The following is a 20,881-nucleotide window of genomic DNA, read 5'->3' as shown; positions in this document are numbered from 1 at the left end:
CCTACTCCTCTTCCTCCTCCGGCGCGCGGAACTCATCCGCGTCGACGGGTTCTATTGGCTGCTCGTCGCCGAGAAAATCCTCCGTGTCCAGGGGAACGAGCCGGTCGGCTTCCTCCAGCAACTCCTCGTCCACGGTTTCCGCAGCCCCCACCGGGGCATCCTCGGCGAAATCGTAGGCGGGGTCCGACTCCACGGAGTCCCTGGCCGGCTGGCTGGCCTTCGATCCGGTGTTGTCCATCGTGCAACCTCCGTGCGCTCGGGCTACGGCAGTATTGGCGAGCCGTCCGGACCCGTCGTCGGCGCCCGGGACGCGGCAGGGCAGGCCTGCCGGAGAACCCGCCCTGGCCTTTATTCGAACACCGCGCGGGGTGGGGGTCAAGGGCCGTCCTGCCCGCCCCACGGCGGCCCGCGCCGGCCACTTCTTTACGGCCTGCCTAAACTTCGCACTGAGGATTACCGGCCGAAAATCCGCCAAAATACGGGGTAGGCTGGGTTCGCAATGGGGCCGAACCATGCCCCGTCAAGCCCAGGAGTTTCCGTGTCTCAGCACGCCCCATCTGACCCAAACCATTCTGTTCACGGCCCCGCCGCGGGCTCCCGGATGACCCCCGTGAACCCCGAACTACGCCCCGGTTTGAGCCCCGCGGCGCGTCCCGCCGATATCAAGCGCTGGCGGCAGTACCTCGCCGACGAACGCGCCGAGGCCCGCGTCTACCGCGAGCTCGCGCAGAACCGCAGCGGCGAAGAACGTGACATCCTGCTGGCCCTGGCCGAAGCGGAGGGACGCCACGAGGCACACTGGCTCCAACTGCTCGGCGAACATGCGGGCCGGCCGCGGGCCGCCTCACTCCGCAGCCAGTTCCTCGGCTTCCTGGCCCGGCATTTCGGCTCCGTCTTTGTCCTGGCCCTGGCCCAGCGGGCCGAGAGCCGCTCGCCGTACGCCAACGACCCCGCCGCCACCCCCGCCATGGTCGCCGACGAGCAGATCCACGAGGAAGTCGTGCGGGGGCTGGCGACGCGAGGCCGCAACCGCCTGGCCGGCACGTTCCGCGCCGCCGTCTTCGGCGCCAACGACGGGCTGGTCAGCAACCTCTCGCTCGTGATGGGCATGGCCGCCTCCGGCGTGGCAAGCTCCGTGGTGCTCCTCAGCGGCGTTGCCGGCCTGTTGGCCGGAGCGCTCTCGATGGGTGCCGGCGAGTTCATCTCCGTGCGCTCCCAGCGGGAACTGCTGGCCGCGACCCGCCCCACCCAGATCACGCTCTCGGCCGCGCCGTCACTGGACATCGAACACAACGAACTCCTCCTTGTCTACCTGGCCCGCGGCATGTCCCGCGAGGCCGCCGAGCACCGCGTCGCCGAGCGGATGGGCTTGCTGGACTGCGACTGTGATCCGAGCCTGTCCCTGCGGCCGGAGCTGCCCGAAACGGAGGACCAGCACGAGGCCGTGGGCACCGCGTGGGGCGCCGCGGCGTCGAGTTTCTGCTTCTTCGCCTCCGGTGCGATCGTGCCGATCATTCCCTTCCTGTTCGGGTTGACCGGCGTCCTCGCCCTTGTGGTGTCCGCCGCCCTGGTGGGAATCGCACTGCTGCTGACCGGCGGCGTCGTAGGGCTGCTCTCCGGCACCTCCCCCGTCACCCGCGGGCTCCGCCAGCTCGCCATCGGCCTCGGTGCCGCGGCTGTGACCTACTTGCTCGGCATGGCGTTCGGCGCGGTGGTCGGCTAGTGGATGATCCCGGGTTCCGGGACCGCACTCCGCGGCACAGCCGCGCCGGCAGCGCCTTCCGGGCGGTCCGGAACCTTGCCGTGGTGGTCCTGATTACCGGCGCCGCCTTCCTGACCGCCGGTCTGGTGTACGGGGATCCCCGGCTGGTCGGGCTGTTCGACTTCAACGGCGGAGCGAACCCGCAGTCCCGCGGCATGGCGAAGCATCCGACGGCCGTCCCGGGCGGCCGGCAAGCAGGCCTTCCCGGGGACGGATCGCACATGGCCGTGCCCCCGCCGGGCTTCGAGGAGCAGGACCAGCCGCTGGGCCAGCCGCCCAAGCCGGCGTCGGAGAGCAAGTCGTACAAGTTCCTGGCCACCAACGCCGACGGCAGCCCGGTGGGCTACTCGCCGTGCCGGCCGCTGCACTATGTGGTCAACGCCGCGCTGGCTCCCAAGGGTGGGGAACAGCTGGTTGAAAATGCGATCAAAACGGTCTCCGAGGCGACCGGGATCAGGTTCGTCAACGACGGCGCCACCACCGAGGCCCCGTCCCAGTCACGCGCCCCCTACCAAAAAGAAGCGTACGGGGACCGCTGGGCTCCGCTGCTCATCGCCTGGACGACGCCGGAACAGGCACCGCAGCTCCAGGGTCCGGTGATCGGCACCGGCGGCAGCACCCACTTCAGCTTCGGCGACGGCCCGAAGAGCTTCGTCACCGGCAGCCTGGAACTGGACGCACCGCAGATCACCGAAGACCTGGACCGGGGGGACGGCACGGGCTACGCCACCGCGGTGGTCCTGCACGAACTGGGCCATGTGATGGGACTGGAGCATGTCGAGGACCCGAAACAGCTGATGTATCCGGAAATCGGCGCGCCGGATGGGCTGGCCGACGGCGACTTGAACGGCCTGTACGAGCTGGGCCGCGCCCCGTGCCGCAAGGACCTCTAGCGATCCAAACCGGGCCCAGCGTGCCCGCGCGGCGTTAGCGCTCCAGCACGGCGAGGGCTTCCTCGATGCTGTCCACCAGGAAGATCCGGTTCTCCATCCGCCGTCCCGCGGCCAGGCTCTGCAGCAGGGGCCACGCCGGGAACCGGCGCAGCCAGTGCTCCTTGCCCACCAGCACCATAGGCGTGATGGTCTCCGGGGCGCCGTAGTAGTTTTCGCAGGCGTCCTGAAAGATCTCCTGCACGGTGCCGCCCGAGCCCGGCAGGAAGATGATCCCGCCGTTGCACAACTCCAGCAGCACCGCCTCGCGGATGGCGTTGGCGAAGTACTTGGCGATGTGGGTGGCGAAGAAATTGGGCGGCTCGTGGCCGTAAAACCAGGTGGGAATACCCAACGACGGCGTCCCGTCCGGATGGCGTTCGACGACGGCTGCCGCGGTTCGCGCCCACGCCGACACCGAGGGGCGGAAGCCGGGCACGACGGCCAGGTCCGCCAGGGCCTGCTGGAAGTCAGTCTCGTCCGCCGCGCTGAGGTAGGCGCCCAGATTGGCGGCCTCCATGGTGCCAGGGCCGCCGCCGGTGGCGACCACCCGGCCGTTGCGGGCCAGCAGGCGGCCCAGCAGCGCCGCCTCGGTGAACCCTGCCGAGGCGCGGCTCGCGGCGTGCCCGCCCATCACGCCCACCAGGATGCGTCCGAGGCACAGCTCCGAACGGGTCAGCTCCTCGAGTGCGTCGCCAATTGAGTGGTCATGCAGGGCCGCCGCCAGCGTCGCGTCCAGCCGGTGCCGCTGGCCGGGCCGGATGCTCCACTGGTACACCCTGGCGTCCAGGGTGTCCTCGTACCGGGCCTCCTCCACACCCTCGTAAAGCTCCTGCGGAGTGTAGAGCCGTCCGCGGTAGGGGTCGAACGGAACCTTTTCCAACTTGGGGAAGATCAGCGCCCCGCGGCCGCGCAGCGATTCCTCCACCCCGTCGTCGAAGCCGCAGCCCAGGAAGATCGCGCCCTGCGGGTCGAGGGACTTCAACGGCTCACGGCGGCCGCGGAGGTCCAGCGATTGGAGGTGCCAGCCGTGCATGGATCGGGCTCCGCCCGCGACCAGCCGGTCGAAGCTCTCGAGGCTCTCGACTTCGAGGGTGCGCGGGCTCGGGTGCAGGCTGCGGGCAGCGCTCATCCGGACGGTCCTAGTCCCGGGGGTCGGTTGCGGGGCCCGAGGCGGAGCCCGCCGGACGGCCGGCGCTGCCGAGGTAGGCGTCGAGCTTCGCCAGGGTCTGCTCGAGGTTGGCCGGGTGGCGGCGGAGATAGCCGGCCAGCCGCAGGAAGATCTTGCCACGGACCTGCCGCGCGTCCCACTGCTCGGTGACCAGCGTGCCCGGCCGGCCGGCGGCGTCGGTGGCCGGCTCCAGCAGGTAGCGCCACACGTGGCCATAGAAGTGGCGCCAGGCGATGCGGCGCCCCTCCTCGAACTCGCAGACGGTGTTGAGGATCTTGTAGTCCACGCCGATTTTCATGTCCATGCCAAACTTCGCACCCGGCGCCAGCCGTTCCGGGCCGCGGGGCTGGGCGCCCTTGACCGTGTCCGAGCCGTCGATCACGCTGTGCAGCGCCGGGGTGGCGAGCACCTCGAAGATGGCTTCCGGGGCGGCCGCGATGAAGCGGCTACGGGACACGAGATACCTGTTGTTCATCCGGCAATCCTAGCCCTGCGTGATGCTGCAGAAGTTGTGGTGCAGAATGAATCATGCAGACTCCAGCCCGGCCCGACGGCGGCCGCCCGCGCATCGGCCTACCGGTCCGGCTCAGCAGCTCCGCGGACTCCGATCCGCGGGTGGGCGAAGCCAACGGGCTCTTCTATTACATCGTCGACCTGCTGCGCGACGGCGGCGCCGACCCCGTGCTGCTCACTTCCTCCGAGGGACTGGCCGGGCTCGACGGCGTCCTGCTTCCGGGCGGTGGCGACCTGGACCCGCGGCTGTATGGCGAGGAACCCGGCGTCGCCTGCTACGACGTCAACCACGGCCAGGACGCCCTGGACCTGGCCGTCGCCCGGCAGTCCATCGACGCCGGGCTGCCGGTGCTGGGCATCTGCCGGGGGCATCAACTGCTGAATGTGCTCTACGGCGGAACCCTGATCCAGGACATGGACCCTGGCACGGTGGCGCACCGGGAGCCCACTCCCCTGCACGGCGCCGGCCCCTGGGCCTGGCACGAGGTCGGGATCGCCGCCGGTTCGAAGGTCGCCGCGTTGTACGGGGGTTCCGGCGCCACGGCATCCGGAAGTCCCGCCGGGGTAACGGTCAAGATCGCCTCCGGCCACCACCAGGCGGTGGCGCGGGTGGCCGACGGGCTCGTGGTGAGCGCGGTTGCCGACGACGGCACTGTGGAAGCGCTGGAGGATCCTGCCCGCTGGGTGGCCTCCGTCCAGTGGCATCCGGAGGCGCTGGAGCTCCCCGCCGCCGAACGGTTGGCGCCGTTCCGGGCCTTTGTGGAGGTCTGCCGGGCCCGCGCAGCCTCGCTTTAGATCCGCTGCAGCTCGGCGCTTTCCACTGCGGCGTCGTCCCGTGCGGCGTCGTCGAGTCCGGCGTCGTCGCCCGCAGCGCGGTGCCGGGTTGCCTTCTTGGCGGCGACGGCGGCGAACACCATCACGCCGAGGCCCAGCAGGGTGATTCCGGCGCCGGCCCAGATCGGCGAGGTGTAGCCGAGCCCTGCGGTGATGGTCACGCCGCCCATCCAGGCGCCCAGCGCGTTGCCCACATTGAAGGCGCCGATGTTGGCGCCGGAGGCCAGGGTGGGCGCACTGTCGGCGTATTTCATGACGCGCATCTGCAGTCCGGGAACGGTGGCGAAGCCGAAGCCGCCCAGCAGCACCATGGACGCGATAGTCATCGGTTGGTTGGCCGAGGTGAGGGCGAAGACCACCAGCACCACCACGAGGGCGGCCAGCACCACGAGCAGGGTGCGGTCGACGTTCCGGTCCGCGGCCTTGCCGCCAATGGTGTTGCCGATGAAGAGGCCCACACCGAAAATGATCAGGAGCCACGGCACCGTGGCCGCGGAGAAGCCGGTGACCTCGGTCAGGGTGAACGCGATGTAGGTGAAGGCGCCGAACATGCCGCCGTAGCCGAGGATGGTCACGAAGATGGACAGCCAGACCTGGCCGGACCGGAAGGCCCGGAGTTCGCCGCGCAGCCCGCCAGAGGCAGAACCGGGTGCCGAGTCGCCTGCACCGGTTTTGGGCACCAGGGCCAAAATGCCGACCAGTGCGAGCACGCCGATGCCGGTGATGGCCCAGAACGTGGAGCGCCACCCGGCGGCCTGGCCGAGCATGGTGCCGAACGGAACGCCCAGGACGTTGGCCGCGGTCAACCCGGTGAACATGATGGCGATGGCGCCGGCCTTTTTGGTGGGGGCGACCATGCTGGCGGCCACCACGGCGCCGATGCCGAAGAACGCACCGTGGGCGAGGGCGGCGATGATCCGGCCAACCATCATCAGGGCGTAGTCGGGGGCGGTCGCGGAGACGAGGTTGCCGGCGATGAACAGCACCATCAGCACCGCAAGCACCGGCTTGCGCTCAAAGCGCGTCACCGCGGCGGTCAGGAGCAGCGCCCCGACGACGACGGCGAGCGCGTAGCCGGAGATCAGCCAGCCAGCTGTGGCTTCGGTGACGTGGAAGTCTGCGGCCACCTGGGGCAGCAGACCCATGATGACGAACTCGGTGAGTCCGATTCCGAGCCCGCCGAGGGCGAGTGCTATCAGGCCGATGGGCATGGGGGCTCCTTCAAAATCTGTACGGGAGGATGTGCGAAGCGTAAGCTATTAGTTGCAGACGCGTTATTTATTGTTGCACACGCAACTATAGCGCGCAAGCAACTACTTTTATGGGCTCGCGTCCCCGTTTGCCGGAACGTGAACTCACCGGCTGGAAGGAGCACAACTGATGGGCATCAAGGACGACGCCGTCGAGGTCCGGGCGCAAGGCTGGCGGACCCTCGCGGCGCTGCACGGGCTGATCGAGGCTGAGCTGGAGCGCTCCCTGCAGGCGGAGGCGCAGCTCTCGGTGGTCGAGTACACCGTGCTGGACGCGCTGAGCCGGCAGGACGGTTGGCATATGCGGATGCAGCAGCTTGCCCGGGCCACCGCACTGAGTGCGAGCGCCACCACGCGGCTGGTGAACCGCCTGGAGGAACGCGGGCTGCTGACCAGGATCCTCTGCGCGGATGACCGGCGGGGGATCTACACCGAGCTCACGCCCAGCGGCATCGCCTTGCTCGAGCAGGCCCGGCCGGTCCATGACGTCACCCTGGAGCGCGCCCTCGCCCAGGCCCAGGAGGTTCCGGAGTTGGCGCCACTGGTGGACGCGCTCCCCCGGCTGCACGCAGGAGTCTAAGCCCCCTGCCGGCGGACCTCTTGCCAGCTCACAGAGACGGACGTACCGTTAAACAACCAGCAGGTTGATCAACGTATCAGTTGATTACAGCAATCGACTGATCAACCGATGCTGGTGACAGCTACACACATCGGGACTTGACCACATGGCTGACGACGACGAACGCCTCGACACCGCCTTCCTGGCGCTGGCCGATCCGGTCCGCCGCCGCATCATCGCCCGGCTCAGCCGGGGACCGGCCACGGTCAACGAATTGGCGGAACCCTTCGCGATCACCAAGCAGGCGGTTTCGAAGCACATCCAGGTCCTCGAGCAGGCAGGACTCGTCACGCGCACGCGGGACGCCCAGCGCCGGCCCGTCCACTTGAACCCCGCACGGCTGGAGGCCCTCACCGCATGGATCGACCAGTACCGGCTGGTCCGCGAAGGGCAGTTCCGCACCCTCGACGCCGTGCTCCAATCCCAGGCCGCTGCACGCGGCACCCAGGCAAAGGACTCATCATGAGCAACGCCCTGAAACTCACGGTTCCGGAAGGCCTGCCCTTCATCGACTTCGAGCGGGAGTTCGACTTCCCCGTGGCCGAAGTATTCCGGGCCCACAAGGAACCCGAACTCGTCGCCCGGTGGCTCGGCCCGCGGCGGCTCACCATGGATGTGGACCACTACGACTTCCGCACCGGCGGCAGCTACCGCTACACGCACACCGGGCCCGACGGCGTCGCCCACCTGTTCAGCGGCGTCTTCCACACCGTCCGGGAGAACGACTTAGCCATCCAGACCTTCGAATACGGCGGCTACCCGGACGTGGTCAGCATCGAGTCCATGACCTTCGTGGACCTCGGCGGGGGCCGCACCCGGCTGATCGCGCACGCTGTCTACCCCAGCATGGAGGCGCGCGACGGCATGGCCCAGTCCGGCATGGAAGGCGGATTGACCGAAGCCTACGAGCGGCTCGAGGAATTGCTGGCCGGTGCGACGGTCTGACGCGCCGTCGGGAGCTTAAAGAAACAACGCGGGGTCACTTCGAGCCCATCCCAGGGTGTGGGACGGGCCGGAAGTGACCCCGCGTTGCTTGGAGCGGTGAAGCCTAGAGCGCCGCGAAGACTTCGCGCAGCAGCTTGGCGGTCTCGGACGGCGTCTTGCCGACCTTGACGCCGGCAGCCTCGAGGGCTTCCTTCTTGGCCTGGGCGGTGCCCGCGGAACCGGAGACGATGGCACCGGCGTGGCCCATGGTCTTGCCTTCCGGGGCGGTGAAGCCGGCGACGTAGCCGACGACCGGCTTGGTGACGTGGGCCTTGATGTAGTCGGCCGCGCGCTCTTCGGCGTCGCCGCCGATTTCGCCGATCATCACGATCGCCTTGGTCTCGGGGTCAGCCTCGAAGGCTTCGAGGGCGTCGATGTGGGTGGTGCCGATGACCGGGTCGCCGCCGATGCCGATGGCGGTCGAGAAGCCCAGGTCGCGCAGTTCGTACATCATCTGGTAGGTCAGGGTGCCCGACTTGGAGACCAGGCCGATGGGGCCCTTGCCTGTGATGTTGGCCGGGGTGATGCCCACGAGGGCCTCGCCCGGGGTGATGATGCCGGGGCAGTTCGGCCCGATGATGCGGGTGACCTGCTTGCCGTCGGCGTCGACCTTGGACTGGGCCAGTGCCCAGAACTCGGCGGAATCCTGGACCGGCACGCCTTCGGTGATGACGACGACGAGGCCGATGCCGGCCTCGATGGCTTCGACGACGGCGTCCTTGGTGAAGGCCGGCGGGACGAAGACGATGGAGACGTCGGCGCCGGTTTCGGCCATGGCTTCCTTGACGGTGCCGAAGACGGTGATTTCGTTATCGCCGTGCAGGACGGTGGTGCCGGCCTTGCGGGCGTTGACGCCGCCGACAATGTTGGTGCCGGCCTTGAGCATCAGCGCGGTGTGCTTGGTGCCTTCGCCGCCGGTGATGCCCTGGACGATGACCTTGGAGTCCTTGTTCAGATAAATAGACATAGTCGGGTCCCTTTACTTCGCTGCGTTGGCGAGCTCGGCAGCCTTGTCGGCGCCCTCGTCCATGGTGGCGGCCAGGGTAACCAGCGGGTGGTTGGCCTCGGCCAGGATGCGGCGGCCTTCCTCGACGTTGTTGCCGTCGAGGCGGACGACCAGCGGCTTGTTCGCGGAGTGGCCCAGCTCGGCCAGTGCGCCGACGATGCCCTTGGCGACAGCGTCACACGCGGTGATGCCGCCGAAGACGTTGACGAAGACGGACTTGACCTGCTCGTCGCCCAGGATGACGTCGAGGCCTGCTGCCATGACCTCGGCGGAAGCTCCACCGCCGATGTCCAGGAAGTTGGCGGGCTTGACGTTGCCGTGGTTTTCGCCGGCGTAGGCGACGACGTCGAGCGTGGACATGACCAGGCCGGCACCGTTACCGATGATGCCCACGGAGCCGTCAAGCTTGACGTAGTTGAGGTCCTGCGCCTTGGCCTTGGCCTCGAGCGGGTCCGCAGCGTCCTTGTCTTCAAGGGCGGAGTGCTTCGGGTGGCGGAAGTCGGCGTTCTCGTCGAGCGAGACCTTGCCGTCCAGGGCGACAATGTCGCCGGCGCCGGTCTTGACCAGCGGGTTGACCTCCACGAGGGTGGCATCTTCCTTCTTGAAAACGTCCCAGAGCTTGAGGATGACGGCGGCGACCTTGCCGCGCAGTTCCTCAGCGAAGCCGGCGGCGGCGACGATCTCGTCAGCCTTGGCCTGGTCGATGCCGACGGCGGGGTCGATCGCGATCTTGGCGAGGGCTTCCGGACGTTCGACGGCGAGCTGCTCGATTTCCATGCCGCCTTCAACCGAGCACATGGCCAGGTAGTTGCGGTTGGCCCGGTCCAGCAGGACGGAGAAGTAGTATTCCTCGGCGATGTCGGCACCCTGGGCAATCATCACCTTGTTGACGGTGTGGCCCTTGATGTCCATGCCGAGGATATTGGTGGCGTGCTCGAGTGCCTCATCGGCAGTCTTGGCGACCTTAACGCCGCCAGCCTTGCCGCGGCCACCGACCTTAACCTGTGCCTTGACGACAGTTACGCCGCCGATCTTCTCGGCAGCTGCCTTTGCTTCTTCAGGGGTGTGCGCCACGATGCCAGCAAGCACGGGTACACCGTGCGCCTCGAACATATCGCGCGCCTGATATTCAAACAGGTCCACGGTTTAGTGTCCTTCTACGTCGAAGTAGTTTCTGTACAGCCGGACCCCACGTACTCGCGGTTACCGGGCTGCGGAATAAACGCACCCTGCGACAAGCTTGGAAACGAGCCACACGGCGCAATGCTCCTCTTTCGAACTCTAGTCCTTCCTTTGGACCAGCCCGACCCAGACTACCGGTTATGTGAGTAAGGACACTATTCTATTGAGCGTAGAAAAACCGCTAGATTACGGGGTTTTTGAGGCCTCCGACGGTGCCGGGGAAGCCGTCTTGGCGGCCGGCGAGATCAGCTCGTAACGGTCGCGCGCAATGAAGAAGGCGACGCCGGCAGAGATGTTTCCGCAGGCGACGCCGCCGTTGTATGCGGAGCAGCGCAGGCCGTTGCGCTCGACGTTCTTCCCGTCCTCGAGGACGGGAAGCTGCGAGATCGCCCCGCTGCGGCTGCCCTTGGGTCCGAATTCGGCTTCCTGTTCTGTGACGCCGGAACGGCACTCGCCGTAGACGGCCCGGTCCGGGGTCAGCAGGGCTGTGCCGCCAAGATAGCCCAGGCCCGTCCCGCCGCAGTCGTCCCGGATGTCCCGGGCGTCAGGCTTCGGGTAGGTCGCAAGCTCGCAGTGGGCCACCGGCACGGTCGCGAACTTGCTGTTCCCGCTGGCCGAGAGAACCCGTTCTGTTCGTAGGGCAGGTTGATGTGGCCGCCCCGCATTATGCCTGCCTGGCCCTCGGTGGGCGGGCTGGTCCGCGGGCCCGTCGTCGCCCGCCTAGGCGTCGATCTTGGTGAGCGGGGCGTACCGCAGCAGGAGCCGCTTCTCGCCGACGCCGAACTTCACCTTCGCTACCGTCTTGTCCCCCGCCCCCTCGACGGCCAGTACGGTGCCGTTGCCGAAGCTGGTGTGGTTGACCTTGTCTCCGACGCTGACGGCGACGACTTCCTTCTGCGGCTGGACCCGGTTCTTGGCGATCGCGGCCGGGACGTCGGCGTTGAAGCCCGCCGAGGAGTCCGCCCCGGTGCCGCGGGCGGTGCCGGCTCCCCAGAAGGATCCGCCGTAGCGGCTGGAACCGATCGATCCGCCGCTCCCCCAGCTGCTGGCCTGACGCGTGGATCCTTCGCGCTTCCACTCCACCAGCTCGGCCGGGATTTCCTCGATGAACTGGCTCGCCGGGTTGTACTGGCTCTGACCCCACATACTGCGGACCTCGGACCGGGTTAGGTACAGCCGTTTCCGGGCCCGGGTGAGTCCCACGTAGGCGAGCCTGCGTTCCTCCGCCAGTTCCTTCGGGTCGGTGGCCGAACGCTGGTGCGGGAACAGCCCGTGCTCCATGCCGGTCAGGAACACCACCGGGAACTCGAGGCCCTTGGCGGTGTGCAGCGTCATCAGGGTGACGACGCCGAGCCGCTTGGCTTCGGCGACGGCGGCGTCGATATCTGCTCCGGGGGCGTCCGGGATCTGGTCGGCGTCGGCCACCAGCGAGACCTGCTCCAGGAACGCGCCGAGCGAGCCCTCCGGGTTGTCCCGCTCGTATTCGCGGACGACGGCGACGAGTTCGGCGAGGTTTTCGACCCGGGATTCGTCCTGCGGGTCGGTGCTGGAGCGCAGGGTGGCGAGGTAGCCGGTCTGTTCCAGGACGGCTTCCAGGGCCGCGGCCGCGCCGGAGCCGGCGGCCACCTCGGCCAGGTCGTCGAGGAGCTTCACGAAGCCCAACACGGCGTTCACGGAGCGGGTGGCCATGCCGGGCGCTTCGTCGGCGCGGCGGGCGGCAGCCATAAAGGAGGTGCGGTCGCGCTGCGCCAAGGACGCCACGGCCCCCTCGGCCCGGTCGCCGATGCCGCGCTTGGGTTCGTTGAGGATGCGGCGCAGGTTGACGTCGTCGTCCGGGTTGACCAGCACGCGCAGGTAGGCGAGTGCGTCCTTGATTTCCTTGCGCTCGTAGAAGCGGGTGCCGCCCACCACCTTGTAGGGCAGCCCAACACGGACCAGCACGTCCTCGATGGACCGGGACTGGGCGTTGGTGCGGTAGAAAATCGCGACGTCGCCGGGACGGAGGTTGCCCTCGTCCTGCAGCCGGTCGATTTCCTTGGCGATGAACTGCGCCTCGTCGTGCTCGTTCTCGCCGACGTAGCCAACGATTTTCTCGCCGTCGCCCTCGGCGGTCCAGAGCCGTTTCTCCGGCCGGTTGGGGTTGCGGGAAATCACCGAGTTGGCGGCGCTGAGGATGGTCTGGGTGGAGCGGTAGTTCTGCTCGAGCTTGATGGTCCGGGCGTCCGGGTAGTCCTTCTCGAACTCCACGATGTTGCGGATGTCGGCGCCGCGGAACGCGTAGATGGACTGGTCCGAGTCGCCGACGACCGTGAGTTCGGCGGCGCCGGGACCCTCGCCGACGATCTCGCGGACCAGGGCGTACTGGGCGTGGTTGGTGTCCTGGTACTCGTCCACGAGCACGTGCCGGAAGCGCCGACGGTACGAGTCGGCGAGCGCCGGGAACGCCCGGAACATGTAGACGGTTTCGGCGATCAGGTCATCGAAGTCCATCGCGTTGGCCTGCCGCAGACGCTGGGTGTAGCCCTTGAACACTTCGGCGACGGCCTGTTCAAAGGGGTCGGTGTAGTTGGCGCTGGAGGCGTAGCTGTCGGCGTCGATGAGCTCGTTTTTCAGGGCCGAGATCTTGTGCTGGATGGCCTTGGGGGCGAAGCGCTTGGGGTCCAGGTCGAGGTTCTTGGCCACCAGCGTGATGAGCCGGAGCGAATCGGCCGAGTCGTAGATCGAGAAGTTGGAGTTCAGGCCGACGTTGGCCGCCTCGCGCCGCAGAATGCGCACGCAGGAGGAGTGGAAGGTCGAGATCCACATGGTCTTGGCACGGCCGCCGACCAGGAGTTCGATCCGCTCGCGCATTTCCGCCGCGGCCTTGTTGGTGAAGGTGATGGCCAGGATCTCGCCGTGGTGGGCCCGGCGGGTGGCGATCAGGTAGGCGATGCGGTTGCTGAGCACCCGGGTCTTGCCGGAGCCGGCGCCAGCCACAATCAGCAGGGCACCGCCGGCGTGCTTGACAGCTTCTTCCTGCTGCGGGTTGAGCCCCTGCAGCAGCTCGTCCGCGTTCGGGAGCCGGGGGCGGTCGCCGTCGTCGTGACCCCCGCCGTTTCCACCTTGGGACCCGAACATGGGCGCGGCCGTCAGGCCCGGCATGCCGCTGCCAGCCCCCGGGTTTCCGGACGCTTTGGCGGCCGCGGCCGCCTTCGGTGCAGCTTGGAAGGGTCCGTCGGCATAGGGGTCAAACAACATATCCATGGTGTTAACAAGTCTAGGCGGTGCCACTGACAGCACGTTCCGCAGCTCTCCCACCCCGACGGACATGCCCATCCTCTGGGCGCAGGCGTGGACATATTGCCATTGTGTCCACGCTTAGGGCTGACGGATGAGCATGTCCATCCGTACTGCTCCTGGGGAATGGCCATGTTCATCGGCCGCGGCAAGGATTGAGCATGCCCGTCCGGTCCTGCAAGGCGTGAGCATGTCCAGCCGTGCCAGGCTCGGGGAACGGGCATGTCCATCCGCTGCGGCGAGGAGCGAGCATGCCCATCGCTGCCGGGCCCGGGAAATGAGCATGCCCATCCCTGGCGGCCCCGGGACTTCCTACCCGACGGAGCCTGATTCCAGCGCAGCGCGGAGCTGCTTCACCGCCGTCGTACCTCCGGCGACAAACCACTCGAGGCCGTTGACGCGGACGACGTCGGTGGCGCCGCCGGCGGCGTGCACGATCGCCTGGCCTGGCAGCCAGTCCCACTCCGGGGAGCTGTGCTGGAACCAGCAGTCCAGCTCGCCGTCGGCCACCCTGCCGAGGTCGCACGAGCCCGAACCAAACATGCGCAGCGCCGCCGCCGCGGTCGCCGCGGCATGCCAGGGCATGGCGCACATCGGGTCGGCAAGCCACGTTGGATGGATGTACGTGGCGGCTCCCAGCTCCGCCAGCTGCGCCTCGGCCCGGCCGCGGCCGCCGGCGTCGAGGGGCCGGAAACTCGTCAGCGGCTCACCGTTGAGCGTGGCAGCCCGCGTGGTGCCGCCGAGCCAGAGCTTGTCCTCCTCGGGCTGGAAAACGGCCCCGAGCAGCGCTCCGGACGAATCCTTCAGTGCGATCGCCGAGCACCAGTAACTGGAGCCGTGCAGGAAGTTATAGGTGCCGTCCACCGGGTCGATCACCCAGGTGCGGCCGCTGCTGCCCTGCCGGGAGGCCCCCTCTTCGCCGAGGATGCCGTCGTCGGGCCGGCAGCGCTGGAGCTGTTCGAGCACATAGGCCTCGGCGGCGTGGTCCGCCGCGGTCACGACGTCGGAGACGGAGGTCTTCTGCTGCCCCTCCAGGCCGCCCTGCCGCATCAGCAGCGCCAGGTTGCCGGCCTCCCGCACCAGGGCCTCGGCCAGCTGGTAGTCGTCCAGTTCGGAGCTGAGTTCCGCCGTGCTGTGCCGGCCCATCCGGTGTCTGCCAAGTTCGTTGCTGCCTAGTTCGCTCACTCATTCAGCCTATCGGGCGCCGCGCGGCGCTGAACAGGCGCGTGGCCTCGACGCGGCGCCAGCCCTGGACCGGCCGGCGCGGCTCCGGGGAAAGGCGATAATGGTGCCATGGCCAAGACACCCGCCCAGCGGATCAAGAAGCACGGCGCGAGCGCGGCCGTCCCCCAGCACCACCTGCCCGCGGTGATTAATCCCAGCACCACGCGGTCCCCGCAGAAGGCACAGGGCAACAGCAACCTGATCCTGATCGCGGGCGTCGTGGCGAGCCTGTTCCTGTTCTGGTACGTCCACCTGCTGACCCTGAACCAGCTCACGCAACTCAGCGGCGGGCTCCCGATGCCCGATTCGCTGCTCGGCGGCTTCGACCAGGGCTTTGTGGAGCAGCTGCGCACGGCCATGGACGGGGACGCCCGCGGACAGCTCAACTACGTGCACAAGACTGCCGGGACGCTGTTCCCGCTGATCTTCGGTTTCACCTGGTTGCTGCTGATCGGGACGAATGTGGCCCGGAAGGGACTCCGCTGGGCCCTGTGGGCGGTGCCGCTGCTGTTCGCCGTGGTGCGGCTGTGGGGGAACGCGGCGATCGACGCCATGATGTCCGCGGAGACGCCCGACGGCGGCCAGGTCGCCCTGGCGTCCGGGCTCACGCTGGCCGGCTGGATCCTCCTGATCCTGAGCCTCGTGGTCGGCGGCGCGGCTGTGTTCCTAGGCCGGAAGTCTGCTTCGGGGCGGGCCGACGCTGCGGGTTCCGCCCGGGCCTAGCGGATCGGGATTCTGCGGACACGGAGCCCCGAGACTCGCGGCACGATGGACATGCCCACTCCTAGCCGCGATGGACATGCCCATTCCTGCCCCCGGCGAATGAGCACATGCCCTATATGTCCACTGCACGACGCGGGCGGAGGGCATGCTCAGGAAACGGTGTCAGTTGCGGTCGAAGCCCGTGACGTGGACGAGCCAGGACCAGAAGGATGCCCGGCCTAGTTCGGCCCTGAGGAAGTCGCGGGCTTGCTGGCCGCGGTGGGGAGCGCCAGATGCATCAAAGTTACTGGCGGCCCGCAGGAGGCAGTCGCGAGCCAGGGAATTTTTCCCAAGGGCCAAATATGCGCGTCCGAGGAGGAAGCACGCCTCGCCTGCTCTTTGAGGCGCAAGCTGATCCTCCGTGCCGCAGAGGTCTTGAAGAAGAGCTACCGCCCCTTCAGGGTCTCCCGCCAGAAGGTTCCAGTGGGCTCGATTAAGCCGGAGGAGGAGATAGTCATTGGCGGTCCCCCCGATGACGTCAGTCGCCAACTCCGCGCGTTCTATGCATCGCAGCGTGTCGGTGTCGGCCACATCAGCCGTTAAGCGCATTGCGGCAGATGCCTTGTTGAATTTGGCCCAGACATCGAGGTTTCTCGAGGGCGAGAAGGTCGTGGCAGCCAACTCGTGATAGCGAAGGCCTTCCCCCACCCGGTTGGATAAAAAGGCAACGTTTCCAATGACCCAATAGGCCTTGCCTGCCACTTGATCGTCCAGGTCTTCCGAGATTATGCTGGCCAGCACCCGACTCTCATTCCAAGCCTCGACGAGCCTGCCGCCATCCGCAAGGGCCGCGATTAATGCTTGCCTCGCCTTCACATTAATTTCAATATCGGCCTCATCCGAAGTGAGCTCTGCAGCCGTACGAGCGGCTTCCGCGGCACTCTCTAGAAGTCCCGCTCCCTGCCATGCCTTCGAGAGCAAAATGTGTGCCCGCGCTTGTGTTTGCTCCTCCGGCGCGGTGTGAGGGTGATCAATGAGCTCGCGGGCCAAGTCGGCGCACTTTTCAAAGTCGCCAGCGTCCATCAAATTCTCTGCCTGGAAGTACTTCATCGCCCAACCAGCCGCAGGATCGCCTTCGGCCAGAGCAATCGCGGCAGCGTCGTGCGCACTGCTAGCCGCCGCGGCGAACTCGTGGTTGTCCCGGTGACTGCGAGCTTTGAGCTCTGCCGCGACGTAAGCCGTAGAGGCTATCTTCTCAAGCATGTATCAATTATCCGTTGCCACCGGCGTAAATCCGTACAGCACACGCATAATTTCGGCGGGGGGAATTGGCAATATTCACGCGCAAATAACACAGTTTTCGTGCAGCTGAGACAAATCGTTACCTGACGGCGTGTCGGTGGACCCTATACTAAATCTGCACCACTTGAGTCACATCCGTCCCTCACGTAACAGGAGTCCTACATGAAGAAGACCATCGCAACCCTCCTCGTCGCCGGAGCCCTGGCCGCCGCAGGGCTCTCCGCCTCAGCAGCTGTCTCGGCTACCGGTGGCAACTCCGGCAGCACGGTTGTGGCAGCGCCGGACTGGTGGCCGAACTCCACCACCAAGTAGAACTGACAGCAACCGCAAAGGGCGGGGACCGGATTTACGTCCAGTCCCCGCCCTTTGTTATGTCCGGCCGCAAACACGCCGCCCGCAAACACGCCGGCCGCACCGCCGTCGTTCTTTCCGTCGGAGCATTACTCCGAAACTGCGCTCCACTGCCAAAGGGTTTCCTCCACGGCTTCCGCCGGTGCCGGGCGTCCAAAGTAATACCCCTGGCCGCTCCCGCAACCCAACCGGATCAGTTCCTCGGCCTGTTCGGCAGTCTCAATACCCTCGGCCACCGCTTTGAGCCCGCAGGCGTGGATCAGGTGCAGCACGGCCTCGACAAAGCCGCCCTGCTCCTCGTCCGTCCCCAGGCCCGCAATCAGACTCCGGTCAATTTTGACCACGTTCACGGGGAGCCGGCGGAGGTAGCTGATCGAGGAGTAGCCCGTGCCAAAGTCGTCGATCTCAAGCTGCACGCCGAGCTGGCGCAGCCCGCTGAGCGAGTACTTGTCCACATCACCGCCGGTGACGGCCATCGATTCCGTCAGTTCGATGATCAGGTTGGACGCATCCACACCGGTCTCGCGGAGGATGTCCTGGACGTGCTCGATGAGTTCGAGGTTTTGCAGCTCGGTGGTGGAGATATTCACCCGGACGGAGAATTCGCTATCCAGCGGCAACCGGTCTTGCCAGTCGCGCAACTGCCGGACCGCGGTGCGCAGGACCCAGTGCCCCAGTTCCACGATCATCCCGGTCTCTTCTGCCAGCGGAATGAACTGGTCCGGCATCAGGAGCCCGCGCTCAGGGTGGTTCCAGCGCACCAGCGCCTCGACGCCCTCGATCCGGCCGGTGGCGAGCTCCACCACCGGCTGGTAGTGCAGGGTCAGCTGGTCCTGGAGGATCGCTTCACGCATCTCGGTGACCATAAGGCTCTGCAACCGCCGGGCGTAGAGCAGCGCCGGTTCGAAGATCTTGATCCCGCTGTGCGGCTGTGCCTTGGCGGCGTACATGGCCGTGTCAGCTTCCATCACCAGGTCATCCACGGACTGCCCGGGCTCGGCCACGCGCACGCCGATGCTCGTGCCGCAGGTGATCCGGAGGTCGCCGATGTCCAGGCTCTCGCTGAGCGCCTTGAGAATCCTGTTGGCGACCCGACGGGCACGCACCAGGTTGGATTTTGGCAGCATGACGGCGAATTCGTCGCCGCCCAGCCTCGCCACGGTATCCGTGGCCCGGACTGCGTCCTGGAGACGCCGGGCAATCACACGCAGGACATCGTCGCCCGCGCTGTGGCCCAGCGTGTCGTTGATGCCCTTGAAGGAGTCGAGGTCGAGGATCAGCAGGGCCGGCGGCTGCTCACCGCGGGATGTCTCGGCTAGCGCGTGGCTGAGCACCGAGTTCAGGGCAGTCCGGTTGGCCAACTGGGTCAACGGATCCGTCAGCGCCATCCGCTCGAGCTCCACCTGCGCTTGGCGCAGCATGGCGGTCCGGCTCTCGACGCGCTCCTCGAGCTCCTGGTAAATGGTCTGCAGATCGTCGGCCATCAGGTTGATTCCGGCAATCACCGCCGCGACGTCGTCGCGCGCCCCGGAGTGGGGAATCCTGGTGCTTAGATCACCGCTGGCGATCCGGACAATGCCCTCCACGAGGGTATGGAGACGGGGGTCTGGAACATCACTTTTCACTCGTATAGGGCCTTAACCACTCAAGGGCTTCCGTGCGCGAAAGGAAGAACTCCGCCGGGATTGTTTCGGTTCTGGAGCGCAGCAGGTAGTGCGCGATCACGCGGTCCACGGGGCTCTCTCCCACCAGCGCGAATGCCGAAGCGGCAATCGAACCAGCATAGACCTGGCGGGCTTCCGCGCTGACGCCGACGACGCCGGAGATGTTCAGCAGTACGGGCACGCGCAGGCCGTCGGCGAGCGTGCGGACCGCAGCCCCGGCCGCCCGTGCTTCGGGGCCCTCGATCTCACGGTTCGGCGGCAACGCGACTTCGATGATGCCGCCTTGGAGTTGACGGACGCCGATGATCGGCTCCGGGGTTGGCTCCGCGGCCAACGTCGGCTCCGCGGTCAACAATGACTGAGCCGCCGCGGCGGGCGCTCCCGCAAGTGCTCGGGGGTCTTCCGGGATTTTCTCGTCCGGGGCGTCCGGAGCAACCGGCGCTTCAACCGTCACTGGGCCACCACCTGTGGCGGACGAACATTTGCCGGGACGCCGAAAACCGTTGTCGCTGCCATGCGCGGCACAACTAGCTGATCAGACATTCGTCCCCAAAGGCTACAAGTCGGCATTCCGGCGTGCGCTGGAGCCAGCTCCTGCACGAGGCACCGGAACGTTCCGGCGGATGCCCTCATAATAGTGCAAGCCTGCCCGTGGATGAGACATAAGACACCACCGCGACACGCATTCGCCAAAAGTGCCGCCGGAAAGGCCGGTCCGGGCAAATTCCACATGACTGGGCGAGGTATTCGAGGCTTTAGTTCGATCCCACGAACGCCCGCTTTCTGGCAACGAGTTCCTGCCGGACGCGCTGTGCCACGACCAGCCCCAGCACCGCCATGCCGATGGTGATGGGGTATCCCATCAGCCGTTCCAGCGTGCCCGGTTCCGGCACCTTCATCCCCGTCAGCCCGCCCGCCGCCAGCGCGGCCAGCGAAACGGCGCCGCAGCCAAGGATGAACCAGCACAAGGGTGTCTGGTGGCGCCACAGCCAGCCGACCAGCAACAAGGCCACCCCGCCGGCGGCGAAATACATCAGCGCGCCCACCAGATGCCAGCCGGAGCCGGCGTCTTCCGGCACCAGTCCGACCACCACGGTGCCCGCGCCGGCGGTCACGCTCAGTGAGCGCACGGCAAAAGCAGCGCGGGACGGCGAGCGCCGCCCGGGGGCAACGGCCAGCCGGGCCCCGGCCCGGGCCGCCACGCCGAGAACGGCGGAGCTGAGCAGCAGCGCCCCGACCATCATCCCGATCCCCTGGACCACGAACGAGGCGTTCATCAGCAGGTGTGCGGGCGAGCAGACGTCCCGGCCGGAAAACTCGCCGCACCGCAGGGCACCGAGATCGCTGATGTACCCGGTGCGCCGGCTGTACCGCTCCGGGCCCGCCCACGCGCCGATGACCGCGGCCTCGGCGACGAAGTACTGCAGCACGCTTAGTTTGGCGAGCGCTCCGAGGTAGAACCGGGTGGTGGCCACGTCGGGGATGTAGATAAGTTCGCGCGAGGCGGTGGCGGCAGAGGCTGTCATGCGAAGAGCGTAGTACGTGCCCTCACCTTGTATGCTGGTATCCGTGTCCGGACGGGCAGGCCAACCGCCGCCCGCCCCGTACGCCCGCCCTCGTAGCTCAGTGGATAGAGCACGGCTCTCCTAAAGCCGGTGTCGTTGGTTCGATTCCAATCGAGGGCACTTGAACTCCCAGCTGCCGGCCGCCGGTGAAGAAGAGGAACGGCCCTTCGATCTGCGCGCCTACCTCGTGGGCGACTGGAGCGTGGACCGGACCCTGCTGGACCGGGCCACCGGCAGCCGCGGAACCTTCACCGGCGTCGTCCGCTTCACAGAAACCAACGACGGCGGCCTCCGCTTCCGCGAAGACGGCACCGTGCAGTGGAACCCGGCCGGCGGCACGTCCTTTGCCGGGCCGGCCAGCCGCGAATACCTGCTCCGGGCGGCGGCAACACCGGACGCCATGGACATGTTCTTCCCCGACGGCCGCCCGTTCCACCGCATCGGCTTCGGCGGGCAGGACCACCGGGATACGCACTGGTGCGACCCCGACACCTACCGGGTCGAGTACACGAAGCTCGGGCCGGACGAGTTCCACTACCGCTGGGAC

The 20,881-nt window shown here is 67.3% G+C and carries 20 protein-coding genes, 1 tRNA gene and 2 pseudogenes; 10 read left to right on the top strand and 13 right to left on the bottom strand.

Annotated features, from left to right (window positions below; all coding sequences use genetic code 11):
* Position 1 precedes the first annotated feature (1 nt).
* A complete protein-coding gene (locus tag FFF93_RS03550; RefSeq protein WP_138770132.1) occupies positions 2 to 238 on the bottom strand; it encodes a hypothetical protein in 237 nt (78 codons plus the stop codon).
* Positions 239 to 601: 363 nt separating this feature from the next.
* Here FFF93_RS03550 and FFF93_RS03545 point away from each other — a divergent pair, with 363 nt between their 5' ends.
* Both FFF93_RS03545 and FFF93_RS03540 read left to right on the top strand, forming a co-directional pair.
* The gene (locus tag FFF93_RS03545; RefSeq protein WP_395858412.1) at positions 602 to 1,723 is read left to right on the top strand and encodes a VIT1/CCC1 transporter family protein; all 1,122 of its coding nucleotides are present in this window, start codon (positions 602 to 604) and stop codon (positions 1,721 to 1,723) included.
* A complete protein-coding gene (locus FFF93_RS03540; RefSeq protein WP_261375271.1) occupies positions 1,723 to 2,655 on the top strand; it encodes a matrixin family metalloprotease in 933 nt (310 codons plus the stop codon). The genes FFF93_RS03545 and FFF93_RS03540 overlap by 1 nt, the downstream gene beginning before the upstream one ends.
* 34 nt (positions 2,656 to 2,689) lie before the next feature.
* On the opposite strand, the gene FFF93_RS03535 is transcribed toward FFF93_RS03540, so the two are convergent.
* The gene (locus tag FFF93_RS03535) at positions 2,690 to 3,823 is read right to left on the bottom strand and encodes an LOG family protein (RefSeq protein WP_138770133.1); all 1,134 of its coding nucleotides are present in this window, start codon (positions 3,821 to 3,823) and stop codon (positions 2,690 to 2,692) included.
* 10 nt (positions 3,824 to 3,833) lie between these two features.
* Positions 3,834 to 4,337, bottom strand: coding sequence for an SRPBCC family protein (locus tag FFF93_RS03530; protein WP_138770134.1), 504 nt, complete (start codon positions 4,335 to 4,337; stop codon positions 3,834 to 3,836).
* A 53-nt stretch (positions 4,338 to 4,390) separates the two neighbouring features.
* Between FFF93_RS03530 and FFF93_RS03525 the strand changes: the two genes are divergently transcribed.
* A complete protein-coding gene (locus FFF93_RS03525) occupies positions 4,391 to 5,170 on the top strand; it encodes a gamma-glutamyl-gamma-aminobutyrate hydrolase family protein (protein WP_138770135.1) in 780 nt (259 codons plus the stop codon).
* Here FFF93_RS03525 and FFF93_RS03520 read toward each other — a convergent pair.
* A complete protein-coding gene (locus FFF93_RS03520; protein WP_138770136.1) occupies positions 5,167 to 6,420 on the bottom strand; it encodes an MFS transporter in 1,254 nt (417 codons plus the stop codon). The two genes, FFF93_RS03525 and FFF93_RS03520, sit on opposite strands and share 4 nt — an antisense overlap.
* 169 nt (positions 6,421 to 6,589) lie before the next feature.
* Here FFF93_RS03520 and FFF93_RS03515 point away from each other — a divergent pair, with 169 nt between their 5' ends.
* From FFF93_RS03515 to FFF93_RS03505, 3 genes are all read left to right on the top strand, one after another.
* Complete coding sequence (locus FFF93_RS03515) at positions 6,590 to 7,039, top strand: MarR family winged helix-turn-helix transcriptional regulator (protein ID WP_138770137.1); 450 nt, start codon at positions 6,590 to 6,592, stop codon at positions 7,037 to 7,039.
* Between the two features lie 145 nt (positions 7,040 to 7,184).
* Positions 7,185 to 7,544, top strand: a complete 360-nt coding sequence (locus FFF93_RS03510) for a helix-turn-helix transcriptional regulator (protein ID WP_138770138.1) — start codon at positions 7,185 to 7,187, stop codon at positions 7,542 to 7,544.
* Positions 7,541 to 8,023, top strand: a complete 483-nt coding sequence (locus tag FFF93_RS03505; RefSeq protein ID WP_138770139.1) for an SRPBCC family protein — start codon at positions 7,541 to 7,543, stop codon at positions 8,021 to 8,023. Before FFF93_RS03510 ends, FFF93_RS03505 begins: the two co-directional genes overlap by 4 nt.
* A 103-nt stretch (positions 8,024 to 8,126) precedes the next feature.
* Here the strand turns inward: FFF93_RS03505 and sucD are convergent, their stop codons facing one another.
* The 5 genes and pseudogenes from sucD to FFF93_RS03480 form a co-directional block, all read right to left on the bottom strand.
* Positions 8,127 to 9,029, bottom strand: coding sequence for a succinate--CoA ligase subunit alpha (gene sucD, locus FFF93_RS03500; protein WP_138770140.1), 903 nt, complete (start codon positions 9,027 to 9,029; stop codon positions 8,127 to 8,129).
* 12 nt (positions 9,030 to 9,041) lie between these two features.
* Positions 9,042 to 10,211 carry an ADP-forming succinate--CoA ligase subunit beta gene (sucC, locus tag FFF93_RS03495; RefSeq protein ID WP_138770141.1) on the bottom strand — a complete coding sequence of 390 codons (1,170 nt, stop codon included), beginning with the start codon at positions 10,209 to 10,211 and terminating at the stop codon, positions 9,042 to 9,044.
* A gap of 225 nt (positions 10,212 to 10,436) precedes the next feature.
* A pseudogene (locus FFF93_RS03490) lies at positions 10,437 to 10,912 on the bottom strand (hypothetical protein); the annotation flags it as partial.
* Between the two features lie 58 nt (positions 10,913 to 10,970).
* Entirely contained in the window at positions 10,971 to 13,487 is a 2,517-nt protein-coding gene (gene pcrA / locus FFF93_RS03485; RefSeq protein WP_395858432.1) for a DNA helicase PcrA, read from the bottom strand.
* Positions 13,488 to 13,838: 351 nt separating this feature from the next.
* The gene (locus FFF93_RS03480; protein WP_138770573.1) at positions 13,839 to 14,672 is read right to left on the bottom strand and encodes an inositol monophosphatase family protein; all 834 of its coding nucleotides are present in this window, start codon (positions 14,670 to 14,672) and stop codon (positions 13,839 to 13,841) included.
* A 147-nt stretch (positions 14,673 to 14,819) separates the two neighbouring features.
* On the opposite strand from FFF93_RS03480, the gene FFF93_RS03475 reads away from it, so the two are divergent.
* The gene (locus FFF93_RS03475; protein ID WP_138770143.1) at positions 14,820 to 15,473 is read left to right on the top strand and encodes a hypothetical protein; all 654 of its coding nucleotides are present in this window, start codon (positions 14,820 to 14,822) and stop codon (positions 15,471 to 15,473) included.
* Positions 15,474 to 15,635: 162 nt separating this feature from the next.
* On the opposite strand, the gene FFF93_RS03470 is transcribed toward FFF93_RS03475, so the two are convergent.
* The gene (locus FFF93_RS03470) at positions 15,636 to 16,715 is read right to left on the bottom strand and encodes a hypothetical protein (RefSeq protein ID WP_138770144.1); all 1,080 of its coding nucleotides are present in this window, start codon (positions 16,713 to 16,715) and stop codon (positions 15,636 to 15,638) included.
* Between the two features lie 201 nt (positions 16,716 to 16,916).
* Between FFF93_RS03470 and FFF93_RS16885 the strand changes: the two genes are divergently transcribed.
* Positions 16,917 to 17,066, top strand: coding sequence for a hypothetical protein (locus tag FFF93_RS16885; protein ID WP_186372218.1), 150 nt, complete (start codon positions 16,917 to 16,919; stop codon positions 17,064 to 17,066).
* Positions 17,067 to 17,194: 128 nt separating this feature from the next.
* Here FFF93_RS16885 and FFF93_RS03465 read toward each other — a convergent pair whose 3' ends face one another.
* The 3 genes from FFF93_RS03465 to FFF93_RS03455 all read right to left on the bottom strand — a co-directional run bounded on the left by FFF93_RS03465 (position 17,195) and on the right by FFF93_RS03455 (position 20,295).
* Positions 17,195 to 18,691, bottom strand: a complete 1,497-nt coding sequence (locus tag FFF93_RS03465) for a putative bifunctional diguanylate cyclase/phosphodiesterase (RefSeq protein ID WP_395858411.1) — start codon at positions 18,689 to 18,691, stop codon at positions 17,195 to 17,197.
* A 28-nt stretch (positions 18,692 to 18,719) separates the two neighbouring features.
* Positions 18,720 to 19,223: a hypothetical protein gene (locus FFF93_RS03460; RefSeq protein WP_138770146.1), complete on the bottom strand. Its 504-nt coding sequence runs from the start codon at positions 19,221 to 19,223 to the stop codon at positions 18,720 to 18,722.
* A gap of 301 nt (positions 19,224 to 19,524) precedes the next feature.
* Positions 19,525 to 20,295 carry a DUF998 domain-containing protein gene (locus FFF93_RS03455; RefSeq protein ID WP_138770147.1) on the bottom strand — a complete coding sequence of 257 codons (771 nt, stop codon included), beginning with the start codon at positions 20,293 to 20,295 and terminating at the stop codon, positions 19,525 to 19,527.
* A gap of 86 nt (positions 20,296 to 20,381) precedes the next feature.
* Between FFF93_RS03455 and FFF93_RS03450 the strand changes: the two genes are divergently transcribed.
* Both FFF93_RS03450 and FFF93_RS03445 read left to right on the top strand, forming a co-directional pair.
* Positions 20,382 to 20,454: transfer RNA gene (locus FFF93_RS03450), tRNA-Arg, on the top strand.
* Positions 20,455 to 20,521: 67 nt separating this feature from the next.
* Positions 20,522 to 20,869: pseudogene (locus tag FFF93_RS03445) on the top strand (DUF6314 family protein); the annotation flags it as partial.
* Positions 20,870 to 20,881 lie beyond the last annotated feature (12 nt).

Origin of the sequence: Arthrobacter sp. KBS0702 (assembly GCF_005937985.2) — a bacterium.
In the GTDB taxonomy this organism is placed as follows: Bacteria; Actinomycetota; Actinomycetes; order Actinomycetales; family Micrococcaceae; genus Arthrobacter.
The sequence above is the reverse complement of the archived record's forward strand: the minus strand, read 5'-3'. Positions and strand labels throughout refer to the sequence as shown.

What these genes read in the sequence shown, in the direction of transcription:
- FFF93_RS03535 (WP_138770133.1), bottom strand. Translation starts at nt 3,823, where the DNA reads ATGAGCGCTGCCCGCAGCCTGCACCCGAGCCCGCGCACCCTCGAAGTC.
- FFF93_RS03480 (WP_138770573.1), bottom strand. Translation starts at nt 14,672, where the DNA reads ATGGGCCGGCACAGCACGGCGGAACTCAGCTCCGAACTGGACGACTAC.
- FFF93_RS03475 (WP_138770143.1), top strand. Translation starts at nt 14,820, where the DNA reads ATGGCCAAGACACCCGCCCAGCGGATCAAGAAGCACGGCGCGAGCGCG.
- FFF93_RS16885 (WP_186372218.1), top strand. Translation starts at nt 16,917, where the DNA reads ATGAAGAAGACCATCGCAACCCTCCTCGTCGCCGGAGCCCTGGCCGCC.
- FFF93_RS03455 (WP_138770147.1), bottom strand. Translation starts at nt 20,295, where the DNA reads ATGACAGCCTCTGCCGCCACCGCCTCGCGCGAACTTATCTACATCCCC.
- FFF93_RS03545 (WP_395858412.1), top strand. Translation starts at nt 602, where the DNA reads ATGACCCCCGTGAACCCCGAACTACGCCCCGGTTTGAGCCCCGCGGCG.
- pcrA (WP_395858432.1), bottom strand. Translation starts at nt 13,487, where the DNA reads ATGTTGTTTGACCCCTATGCCGACGGACCCTTCCAAGCTGCACCGAAG.
- FFF93_RS03530 (WP_138770134.1), bottom strand. Translation starts at nt 4,337, where the DNA reads ATGAACAACAGGTATCTCGTGTCCCGTAGCCGCTTCATCGCGGCCGCC.
- FFF93_RS03510 (WP_138770138.1), top strand. Translation starts at nt 7,185, where the DNA reads ATGGCTGACGACGACGAACGCCTCGACACCGCCTTCCTGGCGCTGGCC.
- FFF93_RS03520 (WP_138770136.1), bottom strand. Translation starts at nt 6,420, where the DNA reads ATGCCCATCGGCCTGATAGCACTCGCCCTCGGCGGGCTCGGAATCGGA.
- sucD (WP_138770140.1), bottom strand. Translation starts at nt 9,029, where the DNA reads ATGTCTATTTATCTGAACAAGGACTCCAAGGTCATCGTCCAGGGCATC.
- FFF93_RS03515 (WP_138770137.1), top strand. Translation starts at nt 6,590, where the DNA reads ATGGGCATCAAGGACGACGCCGTCGAGGTCCGGGCGCAAGGCTGGCGG.
- FFF93_RS03550 (WP_138770132.1), bottom strand. Translation starts at nt 238, where the DNA reads ATGGACAACACCGGATCGAAGGCCAGCCAGCCGGCCAGGGACTCCGTG.
- FFF93_RS03470 (WP_138770144.1), bottom strand. Translation starts at nt 16,715, where the DNA reads ATGCTTGAGAAGATAGCCTCTACGGCTTACGTCGCGGCAGAGCTCAAA.
- FFF93_RS03505 (WP_138770139.1), top strand. Translation starts at nt 7,541, where the DNA reads ATGAGCAACGCCCTGAAACTCACGGTTCCGGAAGGCCTGCCCTTCATC.
- FFF93_RS03525 (WP_138770135.1), top strand. Translation starts at nt 4,391, where the DNA reads ATGCAGACTCCAGCCCGGCCCGACGGCGGCCGCCCGCGCATCGGCCTA.